The organism is Actinomycetospora flava (assembly GCF_037400335.1).
Taxonomy (GTDB): domain Bacteria; phylum Actinomycetota; class Actinomycetes; order Mycobacteriales; family Pseudonocardiaceae; genus Actinomycetospora; species Actinomycetospora flava.
Genome location: NZ_JBBEGM010000003.1, coordinates 1 through 20,915 on the forward strand (window position 1 = coordinate 1; position 20,915 = coordinate 20,915).

General features: G+C 74.1%; 16 protein-coding genes. 11 read left to right on the plus strand and 5 right to left on the minus strand.

Annotated features, from left to right (window positions below; all coding sequences use genetic code 11):
* The first annotated feature begins 217 nt into the window (after positions 1-217).
* From WCD58_RS09565 to WCD58_RS09590, 6 genes are all read left to right on the plus strand, one after another.
* Positions 218-844, plus strand: a complete 627-nt coding sequence (locus tag WCD58_RS09565; protein WP_337702055.1) for a single-stranded DNA-binding protein — start codon at positions 218-220, stop codon at positions 842-844.
* A gap of 51 nt (positions 845-895) precedes the next feature.
* Complete coding sequence (ettA, locus tag WCD58_RS09570; protein WP_337702056.1) at positions 896-2,572, plus strand: energy-dependent translational throttle protein EttA; 1,677 nt, start codon at positions 896-898, stop codon at positions 2,570-2,572.
* Positions 2,573-2,586: 14 nt separating this feature from the next.
* Positions 2,587-5,091 carry a hypothetical protein gene (locus WCD58_RS09575; protein WP_337702058.1) on the plus strand — a complete coding sequence of 835 codons (2,505 nt, stop codon included), beginning with the start codon at positions 2,587-2,589 and terminating at the stop codon, positions 5,089-5,091.
* Positions 5,092-5,257: 166 nt separating this feature from the next.
* The gene (locus WCD58_RS09580; RefSeq protein ID WP_337702060.1) at positions 5,258-10,186 is read left to right on the plus strand and encodes an NAD-glutamate dehydrogenase; all 4,929 of its coding nucleotides are present in this window, start codon (positions 5,258-5,260) and stop codon (positions 10,184-10,186) included.
* Between the two features lie 27 nt (positions 10,187-10,213).
* Positions 10,214-10,648 (plus strand): acyl-CoA thioesterase, encoded by a 435-nt coding sequence (locus WCD58_RS09585; RefSeq protein WP_337702062.1) that lies wholly within the window; start codon positions 10,214-10,216, stop codon positions 10,646-10,648.
* Positions 10,645-11,217, plus strand: coding sequence for a DUF8010 domain-containing protein (locus tag WCD58_RS09590; protein WP_337702064.1), 573 nt, complete (start codon positions 10,645-10,647; stop codon positions 11,215-11,217). Before WCD58_RS09585 ends, WCD58_RS09590 begins: the two co-directional genes overlap by 4 nt.
* A gap of 7 nt (positions 11,218-11,224) precedes the next feature.
* Here WCD58_RS09590 and WCD58_RS09595 read toward each other — a convergent pair whose 3' ends face one another.
* Genes WCD58_RS09595 through WCD58_RS09605 form a run of 3 tightly spaced genes read right to left on the minus strand, consistent with a single transcriptional unit; the run spans position 11,225 to position 13,360 of the window.
* Entirely contained in the window at positions 11,225-11,920 is a 696-nt protein-coding gene (locus WCD58_RS09595; RefSeq protein ID WP_337702066.1) for a dienelactone hydrolase family protein, read from the minus strand.
* A gap of 2 nt (positions 11,921-11,922) precedes the next feature.
* A complete protein-coding gene (locus WCD58_RS09600; protein WP_337702068.1) occupies positions 11,923-12,321 on the minus strand; it encodes a globin in 399 nt (132 codons plus the stop codon).
* 37 nt (positions 12,322-12,358) lie between these two features.
* Positions 12,359-13,360, minus strand: coding sequence for a mechanosensitive ion channel family protein (locus WCD58_RS09605; RefSeq protein WP_337702868.1), 1,002 nt, complete (start codon positions 13,358-13,360; stop codon positions 12,359-12,361).
* A gap of 220 nt (positions 13,361-13,580) precedes the next feature.
* Here WCD58_RS09605 and WCD58_RS09610 point away from each other — a divergent pair, with 220 nt between their 5' ends.
* From WCD58_RS09610 to WCD58_RS09625, 4 genes are read left to right on the plus strand one after another with little or no spacing between them, the layout of a single operon-like run.
* Positions 13,581-14,279, plus strand: a complete 699-nt coding sequence (locus tag WCD58_RS09610) for an HNH endonuclease (RefSeq protein ID WP_337702070.1) — start codon at positions 13,581-13,583, stop codon at positions 14,277-14,279.
* A 39-nt stretch (positions 14,280-14,318) separates the two neighbouring features.
* A complete protein-coding gene (locus WCD58_RS09615) occupies positions 14,319-15,725 on the plus strand; it encodes an amidase (protein ID WP_337702072.1) in 1,407 nt (468 codons plus the stop codon).
* 52 nt (positions 15,726-15,777) lie between these two features.
* Entirely contained in the window at positions 15,778-16,032 is a 255-nt protein-coding gene (gene ctaJ, locus WCD58_RS09620) for an aa3-type cytochrome oxidase subunit CtaJ (RefSeq protein WP_337702074.1), read from the plus strand.
* On the plus strand, positions 16,019-16,546 hold the full coding sequence (locus WCD58_RS09625; RefSeq protein ID WP_337702076.1) for a DUF5130 family protein: 528 nt from the start codon (positions 16,019-16,021) through the stop codon (positions 16,544-16,546). Before ctaJ ends, WCD58_RS09625 begins: the two co-directional genes overlap by 14 nt.
* Before the next feature lie 92 nt (positions 16,547-16,638).
* Here WCD58_RS09625 and pepN read toward each other — a convergent pair whose 3' ends face one another.
* The gene (gene pepN, locus WCD58_RS09630; RefSeq protein WP_337702077.1) at positions 16,639-19,200 is read right to left on the minus strand and encodes an aminopeptidase N; all 2,562 of its coding nucleotides are present in this window, start codon (positions 19,198-19,200) and stop codon (positions 16,639-16,641) included.
* A 125-nt stretch (positions 19,201-19,325) separates the two neighbouring features.
* Here pepN and WCD58_RS09635 point away from each other — a divergent pair, with 125 nt between their 5' ends.
* Complete coding sequence (locus tag WCD58_RS09635; protein WP_337702079.1) at positions 19,326-19,934, plus strand: mycothiol-dependent nitroreductase Rv2466c family protein; 609 nt, start codon at positions 19,326-19,328, stop codon at positions 19,932-19,934.
* A 16-nt stretch (positions 19,935-19,950) separates the two neighbouring features.
* Here the strand turns inward: WCD58_RS09635 and WCD58_RS09640 are convergent, their stop codons facing one another.
* A complete protein-coding gene (locus WCD58_RS09640; RefSeq protein WP_337702082.1) occupies positions 19,951-20,847 on the minus strand; it encodes a phytanoyl-CoA dioxygenase family protein in 897 nt (298 codons plus the stop codon).
* Positions 20,848-20,915 lie beyond the last annotated feature (68 nt).

Consider the following 20,915-nt stretch of genomic DNA (forward strand, 5'->3'; position numbering starts at 1 on the left):
GTGTCTCCGGGAGCGGGCCCCCGAGCGCTGTCTATCGCCTGGAGCATTCGCGTACCGCGATCGGCGCAGAGATGGGCTCGAGCCGTCCGCGAGTTGTCCCCACCCCACCCGTTCATCCCCAGCACGTCGATCGACGCTCACGCTCTCCGTCGTTCGGCGGGGACGCTTCTCGCAGCGAGCCGGGAATCGTCCCGGCGCGGAGCGAGCGGAGTGCCACGTGAACGAGACGATGGTGACGGTGACGGGCAACGTCGCCGGCGACGTGATCACCAAGCGGGTGGGCGCGAACCAGGAGCACCTCCTCGTGACCTTCCGGGTCGCGAGTTCGGAGCGCCGATACGACAGGGCGACCGACTCCTGGGTCGACGGCGACCGCTTCACCGCCCTGGTGAACTGCTGGCGGCGTCTGGCGGACGGAGCGCGCCTCCTCGTCAAGGGCGACCCGGTCGTCGTCACGGGGCGTCTGTCGGTGCGCGAGTACGAGGTCGAGGGCGTGCGGCGGTACATGACCGAGATCAGTGCGACAGCGGTCGGGCCGGACCTCGGTCGCTGCACCGCCACGGTCAACCCGTGGCGCACCGCCGCCGTCGAGGGCGCCGACGGGGCGGCCGCGGAGGTGACCGCCGGTGGCGCTGTGGGCCCGCTCGAGGCCGACCGCCGCGTCGAGGAGGTGAGCTCGCTCGGCGGGCCGGCCACCGACCTCGGAGGCCCGGCGCCGCGCGTCGACGTCGACGGGGCCGACGGGGCGGTGGAGGCGGGGGAGACCCCGCCGGAGGGTGCGACGGTCACCGGGATCGCCACCGGTGAACGCCGCCGATCCGCCTCCACGCGGGCGAGCGCCTGAACCGGCCCCGGGGCCGGTGGGCGCCGAGTCGTGCCAACTACCATCGAGGGCGTGGCTGAGTTCATCTACACCATGAAGAAGGTTCGCAAGGCCCATGGTGACAAGGTCATCCTCGACGACGTCACGCTGAGCTTCCTGCCCGGCGCAAAGATCGGTGTCGTCGGTCCCAACGGGGCGGGCAAGTCGAGCGTTCTGAAGATCATGGCCGGACTCGACCAGCCCAACAACGGCGAGGCGTTCGCCGCCCCGGGCGCGACCGTCGGCATCCTGCAGCAGGAGCCGCCGCTCAACGAGGAGAAGACGGTCCTCGGCAACGTGCAGGAGGGCGCCGGCGACGTCGCCACCAAGCTCGCGCGCTACAACGAGATCGCCGAGCTGATGGCGACCGACTACTCCGACGAGCTCATGGAGGAGATGGGCGGCCTCCAGGAGGAGCTCGACAACGCCGACGCGTGGGACCTCGACTCGCAGCTGCAGCAGGCCATGGACGCGCTGCGCTGCCCGCCCGGCGACGAGCCGGTCACCCACCTCTCCGGGGGCGAGCGACGGCGCGTGGCGCTGTGCAAGCTGCTGATCAGCAAGCCCGACCTGCTGTTGCTCGACGAGCCCACCAACCACCTCGACGCCGAGAGCGTCCAGTGGCTGGAGCAGCACCTGGCGAGCTACGAGGGCGCCGTCCTCGCCGTCACCCACGACCGGTACTTCCTCGACAACGTCGCGGGCTGGATCCTCGAGCTGGACCGGGGCCGCGCCATCGGTTACGAGGGCAACTACTCGGTCTACCTCGAGAAGAAGGCCGACCGGATCGCGGTCCAGGGCCGCAAGGACTCGAAGCTGCAGAAGCGGCTCAAGGACGAGCTCGCCTGGGTACGGTCGGGCGCGAAGGCGCGGCAGGCGAAGAGCAAGTCGCGTCTGGCCCGCTACGAGGAGATGGCGGCCGAGGCGGAGAAGACGCGCAAGCTCGACTTCGAGGAGATCCAGATCCCGCCGGGCCCGCGTCTGGGCAACGTGGTGGTCGAGGTCAGCCACCTCGACAAGGGCTTCGACGACCGGCTGCTCATCAAGGACCTGTCGTTCTCCCTGCCGCCCAACGGCATCGTCGGCGTGATCGGACCGAACGGCGTCGGCAAGACGACGCTGTTCAAGACGATCGTCGGGCTCGAGAAGCCCGACTCCGGTGACGTCCGGGTCGGCGACACGGTCAAGCTGTCCTACGTCGACCAGGGGCGGGAGGGTCTCTCCGGCACCGACAACGTCTGGAAGGTCGTCTCCAACGGGCTCGACTTCATCCAGGTCGGCAACGTCGAGATGCCGTCCCGGGCCTACATCTCGGCGTTCGGCTTCAAGGGACCCGACCAGCAGAAGCCGGTCAACGTCCTCTCCGGCGGTGAGCGCAACCGTCTGAACCTGGCGATGACGCTCAAGCAGGGCGGGAACCTGCTGCTGCTCGACGAGCCGACGAACGACCTGGACGTCGAGACGCTGTCGTCGCTGGAGAACGCCCTCGAGAACTTCCCCGGCTGCGCCGTGGTCGTGTCCCACGACCGCTGGTTCCTCGACCGCGTCTGCACCCACATCCTCGCGTGGGAGGGCACGGACGACCACCCGGCGTCGTGGTTCTGGTTCGAGGGCAACTTCGCCGACTACGAGGAGAACAAGATCAGCCGCCTCGGTCCGGACGCCGCCCGTCCGCACCGCGTCACCCACCGCAAGCTGACCCGGGACTGAAGGACCGGGACACGGTGGAGGGGTCGGCGCGGCAGGCCGCTGTCCACGGGCTCAGCGCGAGCGCGATCCTCGAGGTCGCCGAGGGTCTGCGGTGGACGGACCCCGCGCTGAGCGTCGCGCTGGCCGAGCACGTCGCACGCTCGGCGGGCGACGACGCCGGGGCGCGGCACGCGGCCGAGCGCTCGGCCGTGCTCGCCCTCGGGCAGTCGGACCGGGCGGCCGCGCTGATCCTGCGCGCCGTGCCGCAACTGCGCGACGCGGAGCGGGACGCCCGTGCGACCGACGCGGCGGTGCTGCGCTGCGAACTCGCCCTCGCGGCGGTGCGCTGCGCGGAGGTCGACGCGGCGGAGGCGCTGCTCGAGCCGCTCGCGGGCGGACAGGTCCTGCCCGTCGCGGTGCGCGGGGACGCCCTCGTGGCGTGGGCGGCCGCGCGCGCCGCGCGGGGGGACGTTCCCGGCGTGGACGCCGCCGCCCGTCAGGTCGAGGACCTCGTCGGGACCGCGACCGACGACGTCCGGCGCGTCGCCGTGCAACGGTCCCGGGCGCGGGCCCGGCGCGTGGCGGGCGACGCGACGGACGCCCTGGCGGTCCTCCGGAACGCGTCGATCGGCGAGTCCGGACCCGACGGGAGCCGGGAGAGCGCCATGCTCGTCGCCGACCAGGTCGAGCTGCTCGCCGAGCTCGGCCGTCCCGACGAGGCCCGGGCGGTCGGCGAGTCGTCGCTCGCGGCGGCCCCGCAGGCGACGACGGCACTCGCGGTGGGACGGGTGCGGTGCGTGCTCGCGCGACTCGTCTCGCTGCCGGCCGGGGACGTCGACACCGCCGCCCGGCTCGCCCGGGAGGCGGAGGCCGATCTGATCGCGCGCGGCCACGAGGCCCAGGCCGCGGAGGCGATCGAGGTGCTCGCGGACGTCGCCGCCCAGCGCGGCGAGAGCCGCCACGCGCTCGACGAGCTGCGCCGCGCCCACGCGCACGCCACCGCGGCGCGCGAGGAGACCACGCGGGCGCGGATCGCCCTCGCCGTGGCCCTTGCGCGCACTGAGGCAGCTCCGGCGGCCGGCGACGTCGCGCCGGGTCGGCCCGACGCCGCCGGCGACGCCGAACCCGACACCGATTCCCACGCCGAACCCGACTCCGCGCCCGAGTCCGACCCCGACCCCGACCCGCTGGCCGACCTCCGTGCGTCCCTCGCCGCGTTCGGGGCTCCGAGCGGGGAGCGGGGGGACGACCGCGGAGGGGAGTCGACCGACGACGCGCCGGGTGGGGTGCTCCTGGGCGCGACGCCCGGTCCCGTCGAGGACCTCGGGTGGGCCGGGTCCACCGAGGCCGGCGCCGGGGAACCGCCGACGTCGACACCCGGGACCGGCGAGGGGAGCGCCCCGGAGCCGGCGCCCCGTCGTCGGCGGGCCCGCTACCGCGACGACGACGATCCTGGCGAGGCCCTCGCCGCCGCGCTCGCCGCCGCCCGCGAAGGAGGACTCGACGCGGTCCTCGCCGCAGCAGCGGCCTCGGCCGCGCCCCAGACCTCGACCTCGAGCGAGAGCGAGAAGTCGGCGCCGGACCCGTTGCTCGGTCGGTTGCCGGACGACAGCGGAGGAGACACGGCCGAGGAGGCCCGCAGCCGGCGGCTCGCGCGGGCGCGTGCCCGGTGGGAGACGAACGACCTGCTGCCACGCCGCGCCGAGCCGACCACCGGAGCCGACGGCGGGGAGCCCGTGCCACGCGAGCGCCGGGACACCGACAACCCGCGGCCCTCCGAGCGTCGGTCCGACAGCGCGCTCGACGACCGGGTCGAGCCGCACCGCCACCGACGGGACCCGCAGGCGGGCCGTGCCGCGGCCGGTGAGCGGGCTCGCGACGCGGGGCTGGGCGTCTTCAGGGGAACGGGCGCGGAGACCGGCGGCCGTCCGCCCGCGAGTGCCCTCGGGGACGCCGAGGACGCCGTCGGCGACCGCTCCCGGTCCGGCAACGGCCACGGGGTCGTGGGCGGCGGTCAGGTCATGCGGGGCGCTGACACGTGGTCCGCGGACCGCGAGGGGCGGGGACGCGACGCCCACCCAGGAACGGCGGAGAACGGCCACCTCGCCGCTGGCCGGTACCTCGCGGGCGGGGGTGTCGACGGCCGTGCCGGCCGGGACGACGAGCCCGTGACCATCGCGGCGCGGTGGGGCGAGGCGGTGAGTGACGCCCAGGCGGCCGCGACCGCCGGCGTCGACGACGAGTACCGGCGCGAGCTGGCGCTGACGCTCGTCGACCTGCTGAGCGAGTACCAGGACGCCGCACCGCCGGCCCCTGCGCCGCCGACGTCCCAGCTCAACGGGCGCACCCCCGGCACGAACGGGGACGGGCGGGCGCGCCCGCCGACACGGGGCGGCGGCACCCGCAACGGGGTGCCCTCGGCGCGCAAGGCCGACGACTCCGGGCCCCGGCTGGCGGACCTGCTCGCCGACGCGATGGACGCCTACCACTCCGCAGGCCCCGGCACACCGGCCCCGGACGAGCACCGGGCGCGCCGGTGACCGTCTGAATCGAGCGACCGGGCAGACACCTCGACCCGGACGTCCGGACGGCGGCGGCCCGCGGGCGGATCGTTAGGGTGGCGGGCGTGGACGCCCGGAGGAACGGCGACGATCCCCAGGCCGCGCCGGTGCCGGCTCGACGGCCCCTCACGCGCGGAGGCGCGGCATGACCACGGGGACGGAGCCGCTCACGACGCCCGTGGAGGCCGGCGACTGGCCCGCCGACCGCGGAGTCCTGCGCACCGTGGCCGCGGAGCAGCGCCCGCCGGACTCGGCGCTGGGCGAGCTCGCGGTGGCCTACTTCGACCGCGTGCCCGACGGCGAGCTCGTCGCGGACCCGGCGGACGCGCTCGCCACGGTCCGCGCGCACCGCAGCCTCGCGCGGCTGCGAGTGCCGGGGAAACCGGTCACGGCGGTGCTCGACACCCCGGGCTCGGCGGGCCGGATCTCGGTGCTCGTCGTCACCGACGACATGCCGTTCCTCATCGACTCGGTGCTCGCCGAGCTCGACCGCACCGGGGCGAGCGTGCACCGCGTCGTGCACCCGGTGGTGGTCGTGCGCCGCGACGTGCGGGGCGAGCTGCTCGACATCCTCCCGCTCGCCGACCCCGCGGCGCCGCCGCCGGGCACCGTGGCCGAGTCGTGGATGAACATCGAGCTCGGCGACCTGCCCGGATCCGACCCGGCGCGCGACCTCGCCGCCGACCTGCACGCGCGGCTGTCGAGCGTGCTCACCGACGTGCGCGAGGTCGTCGAGGACGGCGACCGGATGAACTCGACCGCCCGCGCGCTCGCCGACGAGCTGGACGGCGCGGTCGGACCGGACGACACGGCCGAGACCGCCGACACCGTCGCGCTGCTGCGGTGGTTCGCGCAGGGCAACCTGATCATGCTCGGGTACCGGCGGCAGGAGGTCGTCGACACCCCGGAGGGGCCGGCGCTGCGCGGGGTGCTCGCCACCGGGCTGGGCGTGCTGCGCCGCGACAGCCTCGTCGCCCGCACCCTCACCGCGAGCCCGGACAGCGTCAGCCCCGCGGGCACCGGCGGCGACTCGGCGTCCCGGCGGCTGCTCGTGCTCACCCGCGCCAGCGCCCGGTCGACCGTGCACCGCCCGGAGCACCCGCTCTACGTCGGGGTGAGCATCTTCGACGAGGACGGCCGCCTCGTCGGGGAGCACCGGTTCCTCGGCATCCTGACCGTCGCCGCGCGCCACGCCGACGTGCTCGGCATCCCCGTGGTGTCGCGCCGGGTGCAGGAGGTCGTCGTCGAGGCGGGGCTGCCCGTCGACTCGTGGTCGGGGCAGCGTCTGCTCGAGGTGCTGCAGACCTACCCGCGCGCGGAGCTCCTGTGCACCGACCGCGCGTCGCTGGAGGCCACCGCGACCGGCGTGCTCGACCTCGCCGAGCGCCGGCGGGTCCGGCTGTTCCTGCGCCGCGACCCGTTCGGCCGCTACTTCTCCTGCATGATCTACCTGCCGCGGGACCGCTACACCACCGCGGCGCGCCTGCGGATGCAGGACGTCCTCATGCAGGAACTGCGCGGCACCGATCTCGAGCACACGGCGCGCGTCACCGAGGACCAGCTCGCGCTGCTGCACGTCACCGTGCACACGGGGCGCGAGGACCCGGTGACCCCCGACCTCGAGACGCTCACGAACGACCTCGCGGAGGCCGCGCGGACCTGGTCGGACCGCCTGCGCGAGGCGGCCAGCGGCGAGGAACGGGCGGTCATCGCGGCCATCGGGGAGCCGTTCGCCGAGGCCTACAAGGAGGACTTCGGGCCGGAGCGCGGGCTGCTGGACCTGCGGGTCCTCGAGGGCCTGTCCCCGCAGAGCACCGACGGCGGCGACACCGCGGTGCGCCTCTACCGGCCGACCAACCCCGACGCGGGGGACCGGCGCCTGAAGCTCTACCTCGCGGGGCGCCGGGCGACGCTGTCGTCGGTGCTGCCGGCGCTGCAGTCGCTGGGCGTGGTGGTCGTCGACGAGCGACCCTACGAGGTGACGCGCAGCGACGGCGTCACGTGCTGGATCAACGACTTCGGTCTTCGCCTCGGCGACGCGGACACGGTGCCGCCGGGCACCGAGCACGACCTCACCGAGCGGTTCGCCGAGGCGTTCGACGCCGTGTGGAGCGAGCTGGCCGGCGCCGACGGGTTCAACGCGCTCGTCGTGCGGGCGGGCCTGACGTGGCGCCAGGCGGCGGTGCTGCGGGCGTTCTCGCGCTACCTGCGCCAGATCGGCAACGCCTACGGGCAGAGCTACATCACCGACGTCGTCGGTGCGCACCGCGACGTCGCGGTGGGCCTCGTCGAGCTGTTCGAGGCCCGCTTCGACCCCGCGCTGGACGACGACGAGCGCGAGCGCCGCGTCGCCGAGGTCGACGGCCGCGTCACGGCGGCGATCGCCGAGGTCACGAGCCTCGACGCGGACCGCATCCTGCGCTCGCTGCTCGGGGTGGTGCGCGCGGTGCTGCGCACCAACTACTTCCGCACGCCCCGCCGCCCGTTCCTCGCGCTGAAGCTCGACCCGGCGCAGGTGCCCGGCGTGCCCGAGCCGGCGCCGGCGATCGAGACGTTCGTGTACTCGGCGCGCGTCGAGGGCGTCCACCTGCGGTTCGGCGACATCGCCCGCGGCGGTCTGCGCTGGTCGGACCGACTGCAGGACTACCGCACGGAGATCCTCGGGCTGGTCAAGGCGCAGGCCGTGAAGAACGCGGTGATCGTCCCGGTGGGCGCCAAGGGCGGGTTCGTGGTGAAGCGCCCGCCCGCCACGACCGGTGACGCCGCCGCCGACCGCGACGCCACACGTGCCGAGGGCGTTACGTGCTACCGCATGTTCATCTCCGGCCTCCTGGACCTCGTGGACAACCGGGCCGGGCACGCCGCGCAGTCGGCGATCCGCACCCCGTCCGACGTCGTGCGCTACGACGGCGACGACCCCTATCTGGTCGTCGCGGCCGACAAGGGCACCGCGACGTTCTCCGACATCGCCAACGGCGTGGCCGGCGAGTACGGCTTCTGGCTGGGCGACGCGTTCGCGTCCGGCGGCTCGGTGGGCTACGACCACAAGGCCATGGGCATCACCGCCCGCGGCGCCTGGGAGAGCGTGCGCCGCCACTTCCGCGAGCTCGGGCGCGACGTCGCGAGCGACGAGATCACCGTCGTCGGCGTCGGCGACATGTCCGGCGACGTCTTCGGCAACGGGATGCTGCTCTCCGAGCACCTCCGGATCGTCGCCGCGTTCGACCACCGGCACGTCTTCCTCGACCCCGACCCGGACCCGGCGGTCTCGTTCGCCGAGCGCAGCCGCCTCTTCGAGCTGCCGCGGTCGTCGTGGGCCGACTACGACTCCTCGCTCATCAGCGACGGCGGCGGGGTGTACCCGCGCACGATGAAGGCGATCCCGGTGTCGCCGCGCGCCGCCGAGGTGCTCGGCATCGACGCGGGCGAGCTCGACCCGCCGTCGCTGGTGCGCGCCATCCTGCGGGCGCCGGCGGACCTGCTGTGGAACGGCGGCATCGGCACCTACGTCAAGGCGTCGAGCGAGACCCACGCCGACGTCGGCGACAAGAGCAACGACGCCGTGCGGGTGGACGGCGACGAGCTGCGTGTCGCGGTGGTGGGCGAGGGCGGCAACCTCGGGCTGACCCAGCGCGGCCGCATCGAGTACGCGCGCCGCGGCGGGAAGGTCAACACCGACGCCATCGACAACAGCGCGGGCGTCGACTGCTCCGACCACGAGGTCAACATCAAGATCCTGCTCGACTCGCTGGTCGAGCGCGGCGAGCTGGCGCCCGCCGACCGCGACGAGCAGATCGCCGCGACCACCGACGAGGTCGCGGACCTCGTGCTCGCCGACAACGTCAGCCAGAACGAGGTGCTGGGCGTGTCGCGGTACCACGCGGCGCCGATGGCACACGTGCAGGAGTCGCTGGTCGAGGACCTCGAGGAGCGGGGGCGGCTGGACCGCGAGCTCGACGTCCTGCCCACCGCCGAGGAGTTCGCCGCCCGCGTCGCCGCGGGGGAGGGTCTGTCGAGCCCGGAGCTCTCGACGCTGATGGCGCACGTCAAGCTCGACCTCACCGACGCGCTCGCGGCGTCCGAGGTGCCCGACCTCGAGGTCTTCGCCCGGCGCCTGCCGTCCTACTTCCCGGCGGTGTTCGCCGAGCGCTACCCGGAGGCGGTGTCGGCGCACCCGCTGCGCCGGCAGATCGTCACGACGATGCTGGCGAACACGGTGGTCGACGGGGGCGGGCTGACCTACGTCCACCGCCTCGCGCAGGAGGTCGCGGCGACGCCGGGCGACGCGGTGCGCGCCTACCACGTCGCCACCACGGTGTTCGGGCTCGACGTGCTCGCCGACGACATCGCGGCGGGGGAGCGGACGCTGTCGACCCTCGTCGCCGACCGGCTCACCCTCGCGCTCCGCCGCCAGCTCGACCGCGTCGCGCGCTGGTTCCTCACCCACCGCCCGCAGCCCCTGGCGGTCGGCGCGGAGGTCACGCGGTTCTCGCCGTGGGTGACCCAGCTGGCGCCGCGGGTGCCCGAGCTGCTGCGGGGCGAAGAGGCCGAAGGTCTCGCCGAGCGCACCCAGACGTTCGTGGACGGGGGTGCGCCGGTCGACCTGGCCCGCCGCGCCGTCGGCGGGCTCTACGCGTTCGGTCTGCTCGACGTCGTGGAGATCGCCGAGTTCGCCGAGCGCGAGCGGGGCGGGCTGCGCGCGGACGACGGCGAGGTCACCGACGACGAGATGCTCTCCGTGGCCGAGCTGTACTACGCGCTCTCCGAGCACCTCGGCTTCGACGCGCTCCTGACGGCGGTCGCCGGGCTCGAGCGCGCCGACCGCTGGCACGCGCTCGCACGGCTCTCGCTGCGCGACGAGCTGTACTCGGCGCTGCGCGCGATCACCCTCGACGTGCTCGCGGACACCGGGTTCGACGAGACGGCGGACGAGAAGATCGAGCACTGGGAGCAGGCGAACGCGTCGCGGCTGATGCGCGCGCGCACGGCGCTCGCCGAGATCGCCGAGGTGGGTCGCGCGGACCTCGCGACCGTCTCGGTCGCCGCCCGCCAGATCCGCAGCATGGTCCGCTGACCGCTCACACACCCCGGAGGAACGCGCGTGGCGCCCTACGTCAACGACGTCGCGGTGCGCTGGTCCGACCAGGACGCCTACGGGCACGTCAACCACGCCCGCGTGGTGACGCTGCTCGAGGACGCCCGGACCGGCCTGCTCTTCGACGCCGCGACCCGGGCGGGCGTCGCCGCCTTCGAGGCCGGCCTGCTCGTGGCCACCCTGCAGGTGCGCTACCGCCGGCCGATCCCGTGGACGCCCGCCGGGGTGCGGGTGGAGATGACCGCGCAGGACGTGAAGGCCGCGTCGTTCCTCGTCGCGTACCGGCTCCTGCTGCCCTCCGGCAACGGGGACGGCGGGTTCGACGACGCGAAGCCCGCGGCGACGGCGACCACCCAGCTCGTGCCGTACGACCTCGCGACCGAGCGGCCCCGCCGGCTCACCGCGGAGGAGCGGGCCTTCCTGGTCGAGTACGCGCAGTGACGCTCGCGGTCCCGGACGCCGGCGACCGGGCGGCGCTCGCCGACGTCGTCGGGCGGGTGGTGCGGCTCGACCCGGCGGCGGTGGTGCGGCTCCGGAGCGCCGACGACACCGTGGCGCTCTGGGCCGGCACACCCTTCGCCGTGCTCGTCACCACCACGGCGCCGGGACGTGTCGACCCCGCGGACGTCACGGTGATGGCGTCGGACCTGCTCGCGGCGCTGTCGGTCGTCGACGCCCCCGAGCTGGACCCGGGCCGCCCGGTCGACGACCGCTGGCGCGGCGACCTCCCCGGCGCGCCGGCCTGGGACGTCGTCGGCGCGATCCCGGCGGGCGAGGTGGAGGCGATCGTGGCGCGGGCCGACGCGTCGGGGCTCGACGCGACGGTCTGGGAGGCCGGCGGGGCGCGCGTGCCCGCTCGCTGCGTGGTCGCGGTGGCGGGGATGGGGTGGCCGGAGGACGGCGCGCCGGTGACCGTGGCACTGTCGGGCGACGGGGCGTGGATGCGCCTGGACGCGGGGCACGCGGCGATCGTGCGCCACCGCCGCCCGGCCCTCACCGTGCTGGTGTGAGCGCGGGTCAGCGCAGATTCGCCCGCAGGAAGTCCCGGGTCGCGCTCCAGGCCTTGAGGGCCTGCTCGGGGTCGTAGGTGCCCAGGTGGTTCTCCTCGTTGAAGAACGCGTGCCCGGACGGGTAGATGCGGAAGTCCGGGGTCACGCCGGACTCGGCCTCGATGCGCTCGGCGAGCTCCTCGACGGCGTCCGGCGGGGCCATCTCGTCCTCCTCGCCGAAGTGGCCGAGCAGGGGCGCGGACAGGTTCGCGAAGCTCGGGTAGTCCTCGCCGAGCACGCCGTAGAACGGCACGGCGGCACCGATCTTGTCGCCCTGCTGCGCCGCGAGGACGAGCACGAACCCGCCGCCCATGCAGAACCCGACGGCGCCGACCTTGTCGCCCGTGACGGCCTCGTGGCCCAGCAGGAAGTCGACGGCACCGGCGAGGTCGGTGGCCGCCCGGTCGACGGGCAGCTCCTGCATGAGCCGTCCGGCCTCGTCGGCGTCGTGCGTCGTGGTGCCGCCGTACAGGTCGGGGGCGAGGGCGACGAACCCCTCGGCCGCGAGGCGGTGCGCGATGTCGGCGATGTGGGAGGTCAGCCCCCACCACTCCTGGATCACGATCACACCGGGACCCGCGCCCGACTCCGGCAGCGCCAGGTAGCCGTGGGCGGTGCGCCCGTTCGAGGGGAAGGAGACGTTCTGCAGAGGGTTGTCGGGCACCGTCACCACGCCTTGTTCATCATGCTCGTCGCGGCCATCTCGAAGTACTCCCACATCTGCCGGCGCCGTTCCTCGGGCAGGGCGGCCTCGTCGACGGCGACGCGCATGCAGCGCAGCCACGCGTCGCGCTCGAGCGGCCCGATGGGGAACGGCCCGTGCCGCATGCGCAGGCGGGGGTGTCCGCGGTGGTGGGAGTAGGTCTGCGGGCCGCCCCAGTACTGCTCGAGGAACATCAGCAGCCGCTGCTCGGCCGGGCCCAGGTCCTCCTCGGGGTAGAGGGGACGCAGGACCGGGTCGTCGGCGACCTGCTCGTAGAAGCGGTGCACGATCGCCACGAACGTCTCGTGCCCGCCCACGGCCTCGTAGAACGTGTCGGGTCGACCGGCCTGTGGTGCGCTCACCCCACCACCGTCCCAGATCCCGGGGTGGCGGGTCGCATCAGACCGCGGGAGTGCCCGGGCCGGCGACGCCTGAACGCCCCGTGAACGGGAAGGGCGCCGGGACGCCCGCCGCGTCGAGCTGCGTCTTGACCTCGGCGGCGACGGCGCGCTGCACCGCCCACTGCTCGCCGGGGCGCGTCCTGATGGTCAGGCGCATGAGCACGCCCTCGGCGGTCACCGACTGGACGCCGAGCATCTCCGGCGGCGCGATCACCTTGCTCGCGATCTTGGGCTCGGCGCACTCGGCGTTCGCGGCGCGTTCGGCGATCTCGAGGGCGTCGTCGACGTCGGCGCTGTGGCCGACGGGGATGTCGACGACGGCGACGGAGAAGCCCTGGCTGGAGTTGCCGACGCGCAGCACCTCGCCGTTGCGGACGTACCAGACGGTCCCGGCGATGTCGCGCAGTGTCGTCACGCGCAGGCCGACCGCCTCGACGGTGCCGGTGGCCTCGCCGAGGTCGACGATGTCGCCGACGCCGTACTGGTCCTCGAGCATCATGAAGATGCCGGACAGGAAGTCGCGGACGAGGTTCTGCGCGCCGAACCCGATCGCGACGCCGACGATGCCCGCCGAGGCGATGATCGGGGCGAGGTTGACCCCGAACTCGCCCAGGATCAGCACGAACGCGACCCCGTAGATCAGGATCGTCGAGAACGACCGCAGCACCGAGCCGATCGCCTGCGCGCGCTGCGTCCGCCGCTCGACCATGAGCGGGGCGGCGTCACGCAGCGTGCGGACCGCGCGGTCGCGCAGCGGCCGCAGCAGGGCCGGGACCCGGCCCTCGCGCGCGCCGTTGGTCAGCCGCCCGATCGCGCGGTGCACGGCGAAGCGCAGCACCACCGCGACGACGATGATCAGCAGCACGACGACGAGGTGCGTGATCAGCTGGTCGGCCGAGCGGGAGAGCCAGTCGGTCTGGGTCAGCTCGTACACCCGCTGGCACAGCGACCCCGCGTCGGCCGCGCACGCCGGCGGCTGCGACGTCAGCGGGGACGACAGGGGCGACGCGAAGTCGGGGGTCGGCGTCGGGGTGGCCGGGGGGCTGCCCGGAGGGGGCGTCGGCAACGGCACGGTCACGTCGCCCGACGGTAGAGCACGCTCCCGCCCCGCCGTCGCGTCGGTGACGGGCGGGTGACGCGCCGATGCGTTCGGTGAGAACACAGGTGCGATCGGGCCCGTTGTGTGGTCGACTAGGTCCAACTCGGCGGGAGGTGGTCGTGTGCACGAACGACAACCCGGCAGCGTGACTCCGCTGGTCAGCGAGGTCCCGCCCACCACCGCGCCACGCGGCGCGTTCGACCCTCCCGATCCCGTCCCCGAACTCACCGTCGCTCCCCCTCTCCCCCCGGATGCTTTCGACTCCCCGGTCGATCCCCCCGCCCCGCCGCTGGCGTCGCCGCCGTGGGGCCGCCGCCGGGTCCTGCTCCTCAACGCCACCTTCGAGCCCCTCACGGCGCTGCCGCTCCGGCGCGCGATCGTGCTGCTGGTCTGCGGCAAGGCCGAGGTGGTCCACGGCGACGCCGCCGGGCTCGTCCTGCACTCGGCCACCGGCTCGGTCGAGGTCCCGTCCGTCATCCGGCTCAGCACCTACGTCCGCGTGCCGTACCGAGCGCGGGTGCCGCTGACCCGGGCCGCACTCATGCACCGCGACCGGTTCCGGTGCGCGTACTGCGGCGGGCGGGCCGAGACGATCGACCACGTCGTCCCGCGCAGCCGCGGCGGCACCCACACGTGGGAGAACTGCGTCGCCTGCTGCGCGCGGTGCAACCACAAGAAGGCCGACAAGCTGCTCGCCGAGCTCGGCTGGCCGCTGCGCACCATGCCGACGGCACCCCGCGGGCGGCACTGGCGCCTGCTCGCCGGGCTCGTCGACGCCGATCCGCTCTGGCTGCCGTACCTGGGGGAGAGCGCGGCCTGACACGCAACGCGTCCCGTGATGCGGCAGCATGGGGCAACCGTGAGCGATCTCCACGAGCTGAGCGCCCTCGAGACGGCCGCCGCGGTGCGGCGCGGTGACGTCACGGCCCTCGACGTCGTCGACGCCGCCCTCGCGCGCGCCGAGCGTCTGGGCCCCGCGCTGGGGGCGTTCACCGTGCTCACGCCCGACCGCGCCCGCGACGCGGCCCGCGCGCTCGATCGCTCCGGGCTCGAGGGGGCTGGTCCGCTCGGCGGGGTCCCGACGGCGGTCAAGGACTTGACCGCGACCGCCGGCGTCCCGACCCGCCGCGGCTCGGTGATCTACGACGGCTGGGTGCCCGAATGCGACGACGACGTCGTCGGCCTGCTGCGCCGCGCCGGGACGATCAGCATCGGCAAGACCGCGGTCCCCGAGTTCGGCCTGCCCTGCTACACCGAGCCGGCCGGGGCGCCGCCGGCCGTGACGCCGTGGGACCGGACCCGCTCGGCCGGCGGGTCCTCCGGCGGGGCCGCGGCCGCGGTGGCCGCCGGCATCCTGCCCGTCGCACACGGCACCGACGGCGGCGGCTCGATCCGCATCCCCGCCTCGGCCTGCGGGCTCGTCGGGCTGAAGACGACGCGCGGGCGCGTGCCCGCCGGTCCGGCCGGCGGCGACCCGGCCGGGCTCTCGGTGCACGGCCCGCTCGCCCGCACGGTCGCGGACGCCGCCGCCCTGCTCGACGCGATGGCCGTGCCCGCGCCCGGGGAGCCGTTCGTGCCGGCGCCGCCGCCCGGCGGCGGCTACCTCGGCGCGCTCGAGCGGGCGTCCCCGCGCCGCCGGATCGCGCTGGCCGTGGAGTCCCCGCTGGACGGGGTTGCGGTCGACCCCTCCTGCCGGGGGGCCGCGGAGGACGCCGGGGCGCTGCTCGCCGAGCTCGGCCACGACGTCGAGCCCGTCGCGATCCGCCTGCCCGACGAGGGCGTCGCGGCGTTCCTGACGCTGTGGAAGGTGCTCTCGCTCGCCGACCCCGTCGACCCCGCCGACGAGCCGCGCCTGCAGCCGCTGACCCGCTGGCTGCGCGCCCGCGGGCGCGAGTCCGGCGGGATGGCGGCGATGGCGGCGCTGCACACGGTCCAGGTCGTCACGCGGGCGCTCGTCGCCGAGCGCGCGGGCTACGACGCCGTCCTCACCCCGACCGTCGCGCTGCCCCCGCGGCCGGTCGGGTGGTTCACCGAGACCGGCGACCCCGCCGACGACTTCGCCCGCCAGGTCGCATTCACACCGTGGAACGCGATCGCGAACATGACCGGCGAGCCGGCGATCTCGCTGCCGCTGGGGTGGGCCGACGGGCTGCCGATCGGCGTCGCCCTGCGCGGGCGCCGGGGGGAGGAGTCGGTGCTGCTCGGACTGGGCGCCGAGCTCGAGGCGGCGCGGCCGTGGCGGGATCGCCGTCCGCCCGAGGTGTGAGGACGGGGTCTACGACGGGACGTCGTCGACGCGATCCACTACGGTGCTGCGCGTGAGCCCGCTGACCACCTTCCTGCTCTACGGCGTGACCTCGCTCGGGGGTATCGGCCTCATCGCCCTCATGACCCTCGTCCGGCCCTCGTCGCGCGGCGCGCGCTACCGCTCCGGCGACTCCTGGGACCACGAGCCGCTGTGGTGGATGGGCAACCCCCGAGGCTCGGGCGTCGCCGGGCCGACCGTCGAGGCCGTGCCGTCCGGCTCGGCCACCGATCACACCGCCCGAGGAGGCGCTCGTGGCACATGGTGAGGTCGTCCCGGCACGTCAGGACGCGCCGGGCGAGACCACCCGTCTGACCCGCGGCCCCGGCGTCCTCGAGGACCCGGTGTACGGCCAGGCGCGCGTCGCCACCCTCTCCGGGCGGATCTCCGAGGCGACCGACGTGCTCGCCGAGGACTCGCGCACCCCGTTCTCCGCGTCCCAGCTCTCCCGGCTCGACGAGGCGCTGACGCTGGCGTGCCGCGAGACCGGGCTGCTGTTCACCCTGTGGGTCGGCGCGCTCGGCACCCGCTCGCGGGAGCGCGCCGAGGAGCTGCACGCCTCGCTCGGCGACCGCGCCGCCGAGGCGGTCGTCGTCGCCGTGTCCCCGGGCGAGCGCGTCGTCGAGATCGTCACCGGCGCCGAGTCCAGCCGCCGCATCGACGACCGCGGCGCCAAGCTCGCGGTGATGAGCATGGTCGCGTCGTTCAAGGAGTCCGACCTCGTCGGCGGCATGGTCGAGGGCCTCACGATGCTCGCCGACCAGGCGGGCCACGCGCACTAGGCCGTCCGGCCCACCCGCTCGGGAAACGAACGGCGCTCTCGCTGCTTCCGTAGCAGCGAGAGCGCCGTTCGTTCGTCTCCGGGGTGGGTGCCTCAGCCCCGGTCGAACTCCCGGGCGGCGAGGGCGCGCACGACGCCGGCGCGGCCCTCGGTGACCAGCCGGCGCAGTGCCGGCGGGTGGTCGCCCGCGAGCCAGGCGTCGGCGGCCTCGACCGTCGCGGGCTCGACGGCCCAGGACGGGAAGAGGCCCTGCACCATCGGCTGCGCCTGCTCCGACGAGCGGCGCGCCCACACCTCGTCGACGACCGCGAAGTACTTCTCCACGTAGTCGGTGAGCAGCGCCTGCTGGGCCGGGTGCGAGAAGCCCATGATGATCGCCGCGTTGATCGCGTTCGGCAGCGTGTCGTCCTCGACCGCGCGCCGCCAGGCCTCGGCCTTCGCGTCCGGGGTGGGGATCAGCGCCCTGGCGCGCTCGGCCATGCGGCGGCCGGTGGCGGTGTTGTCGCGCGCGTACTCCTCGTCGATCTCCGCCTCGCCCGCGGCGCCGTGCGCGACCAGCGCGTGCAGGAGCCGCCAGCGCAGGTCGGTGTCGACGGTGAGGCCCTCGAGCGGCGCGCTCCCGGAGCGCCAGCCGGCGAGGGCGTCGATCGCCTCCGGGGTGAGTACGGACCCCGAGAGCGCGTTGACGATCGCGAGCTGGTGGTCCGAGCCCGGGTCCGCGTGGGCGAGCTCGAGCAGGCGCGCGACGAACGTCGGCCACCCCTCGGCGACCGCCCAGGCGGGCTCGGCGTACGACGCGAGCGCGGTCTGCGCCTGCAGGAGGAGCCGCTGCACGACGCCGACCTCGGACTCGGCGGCGATGCCCCCGGTGACGAGCGCGACGAAGTCGCGGGCGCGCAGCTCGGCCTCGCGGGTCATCTCCCAGGCCGCCGACCAGCACAGGGTGCGCGGGAGGGGCTCGGCGATGTCGCCGATGCGGTCGATCAGCGTGGTCAGCGAGCGCTCGTCGAGGCGCATCGTGCAGTAGGTCAGGTCGTCGTCGTTGACGAGCACGAGCGCGCCGGCCGGGACGCCGACCAGCTCCGGCACCTCGGTGCGCTCGCCGCTGACGTCGAGCTCCACGCGGTGCTGGCGGACCAGCTTGCCCGAGCCGTCGTCGCCGTAGATCCCGACCGCGAGCCGGTGGGTGCGCAGCTCGCCGGCACCGGGCCGGGCGCCGCCCTGGACGACCTCGAAGGCCGTGTACTTGCCGTTCTCGCCGACCGAGAACGACGGCGACAGCGAGTTCAGCCCCGTCGTACGCAGCCACTGCGCGCTCCAGCCCGACAGGTCGCGGCCCGACGCCTCGGTCAGCGCGCCGAGCAGGTCGTCGAAGGTCGCGTTGCCGTAGGCGTGGCGCGAGAAGTACAGCCGCAGCCCGGACAGGAACTCGTCCTGCCCGACGTACGCGACGAGCTGCTTGAGCACCGAGGCGCCCTTGGCGTACGTGATGCCGTCGAAGTTGACCTCGACGGCCTCCAGGTCGGGGATGTCGGCGGCGACCGGGTGCGTCGAGGGCAGCTGGTCCTGCCGGTACGCCCACGACTTCTCGACGTTGGCGAACGTCGTCCACGCGTTGCGGTACTCGGTGGCCTCGGCCTGGCTGACCACGCTGGCCCAGGTGGCGAACGACTCGTTGAGCCACAGGTCGTCCCACCAGCGCATGGTGACGAGGTCGCCGAACCACATGTGCGCCATCTCGTGCAGCACGGTCTCGGCGCGGCGCTCGTAGAGGTAGCGGGTGACTCGGCTGCGGAAGACGTAGTCCTCGAGGAACGTCACCGCGCCGACGTTCTCCATCGCGCCGGCGTTGAACTCGGGGACGAAGAGCTGGTCGTACTTGTCGAAGGGGTAGGGGACCCCGAAGTTGCGGTGGTAGAAGCCGAAACCCTGCTTGGTCTCGGTGAACAGCCGCTCGGCGTCCATGAACTCGGCGAGGCTCGACCGGCAGTAGATGCCGAGCGGGATCGTGCCGTGCTCGTCGCTGTAGGTGTCGGTCCACTTGGCGTACGGGCCGGCGACCAGCGCGACGAGGTAGGTCGAGATGCGCGGCGTCGGGGTGAACACGTGCCGCGTCACCCCGCCCGCCTCGGCGGCCTCGGCGGCCGCGCCGTTGGCGATGACCTCCCAGTCGGACGGCGCCGTGACCGTCGCGGCGATGGTCGCCTTGAGGTCGGGCTGGTCGAAGCAGGCGAACATCCGCTTCGCGTCGGCCGTCTCGAACTGGCTGTAGAGGTACACCCCGCCGTCGACGGGGTCGACGAAGCGGTGCAGGCCCTCGCCGGTGTTCATGTAGCGGCAGTCGGCGTCGACGACCAGCTCGTTGTCGGCGGCGAGGTCGGGGAGCGCGATCCCCTTCTCCTCGTCGTAGTCGGAGACGTCGAGCGACGTCCCGTTGAGCACGGCGGAACGCACGCCGGCGGCGACGATGTCGATCCAGCTCGACGCGCCCGGCTGCGCACAGCGGAAGCGCACGGTGGTGATGGACCGGAACGTGGACTCGCCGGGTCCGCCGGTCGCCGGGTCGGTGAGGTCGAGGTTGATGTCGTAGGAGTCGACCTCGAGCATCTCGGCGCGCGTCGCGGCGTCGTCGCGGGTCAGGTTCGGGGCAGCCACGGGCGCCACCCTACGACCGAGGACGCGGAGCGCAGCGGAGCCGGACCACGAGCTCAGCGGGAACATCACAGCCCATCGCCGGGGTTGGCACGGATGAGGACCTCCGAGAAGGGAACCCGACCGTCATGGCAGACAAGACCCGCGTCGATTTCTGGTTCGACCCGCTGTGCCCGTTCGCCTGGATCACCTCGCGCTGGATGCTCGAGGTCGAGAAGGTCCGCGACGTGGAGACGCACTGGCACGTGATGAGCCTCGCCGTGCTCAACGAGGGCCGTGACCTGCCCGAGGAGTACGCCGAGATGATGAAGAAGGCGTGGGGGCCGGTCCGGGTCGCCATCGCCGCGGCGCAGCAGAAGGGCGACGACGTCCTCGCCCCGCTGTACACCGCGATGGGCACCGAGATCCACAACAACGGCAACAAGGACTTCGACGACGTCATCTCCAAGGCGCTCGCCGAGGTCGGCCTCGACGCCTCGCTCGCGCAGGCCGCGCACAGCGACGAGTACGACGAGGCCCTGAAGAAGAGCCACCACGAGGGCATGGACCCCGTGGGCATGGACGTCGGCACCCCGGTGATCCACGTCGAGGGCTCGGCGTACTTCGGCCCGGTCATGACCCGCATCCCCAAGGGCGAGCAGGCCGGACAGATCTTCGACGGCGCGAAGCTCCTCGCCGGCTACGAGTACTTCTACGAGCTCAAGCGCACGCGCGACACCGAGCTCAAGTTCGACTGACGGGGTCGCGCTGGCGTCACATCGACGCCGGCGCCTCGTTCTGCTGGAGCGCGAACAGGCTGGTGTAGCCGCCCGACCAGTCCGGCGGCACCAGGCACGGCCGCGGGTCGTGGTGCGCCCAGCGCGCCCGCTCACCGCGCACGACCTCCTCGGCGTGGCTCGAGGGCAGCGGGTTGGCGGTGTACGGGAAAGCGTCGGCCGCCTTGTAGACGTTGAGCAGCAGCGGGCGCCCGATCGGCGAGTCGTTGGCCGCCGAGTGGTGCGCGGTGCGGCAGTTGTGGATCGTCACCGAGCCCGCGGGGCCGGGCAGGTAGACGGTGCGGTCGGTGTCGAGCCCGGCCGCGTCGCGCCGGCTGAGCGCACCCGCCCACGCGCCGTCGTCGTCGTAGAGGTCGTAGAGCGGGCCGTCGTGGCTGCCCGGCAGGACGCCGAGCGGGCCCTGTTCCGTGCCGCAGTCGTACAGATACGTGCCGAACGTCAGCGGCGTGTAGTTGGTGTGCGGCCAGTACTGGATGTCCTGGTGCCACTTCACCTCGGCCCCGCCGCGGGCCCACTTGAAGTTCAGCTTCGAGTGGTGGAAGCCGACGTCGGGCCCGACGAGGTCCGCGGCGACGTCGGCGAGCAGCGAGTCGCGGGCGTAGGCCCAGTAGTCCGGGTGCTGGTCGACGGGGCTGGTGACCCGCCGAAGCCGCGGGGCGTCGGCGGTGTGGTCGGGCTCGAGGTCGAAGACGCGGTCGGAGGCGCTCAGCGACCGGCTGCGCTCCACCATCTCGTCGGTGGCGGCGCGCAGGCGCTCGAGCCACTCCTCGGGGATCAGGCGTTCGAGCAGCAGGTAGCCGTTCGCCCAGTACGACTCACGCTGCTCCTCGGTGAGCACCTTCGCGGGCGTGCGCCGGATGTCGTCGATGAGCATGAGGGGCCTCCACGCTGTGTGTCCGTGCTCACACGGTAGGTCACTCGGGCGAGGACGTCGCCCCGTCG

Excerpts from the sequence above, each read along its gene's own strand:
- WCD58_RS09640 (WP_337702082.1), bottom strand. The coding sequence starts at position 20,847 with ATGCTCATCGACGACATCCGGCGCACGCCCGCGAAGGTGCTCACCGAG.
- WCD58_RS09580 (WP_337702060.1), top strand. The coding sequence starts at position 5,258 with ATGACCACGGGGACGGAGCCGCTCACGACGCCCGTGGAGGCCGGCGAC.
- WCD58_RS09635 (WP_337702079.1), top strand. The coding sequence starts at position 19,326 with ATGGCAGACAAGACCCGCGTCGATTTCTGGTTCGACCCGCTGTGCCCG.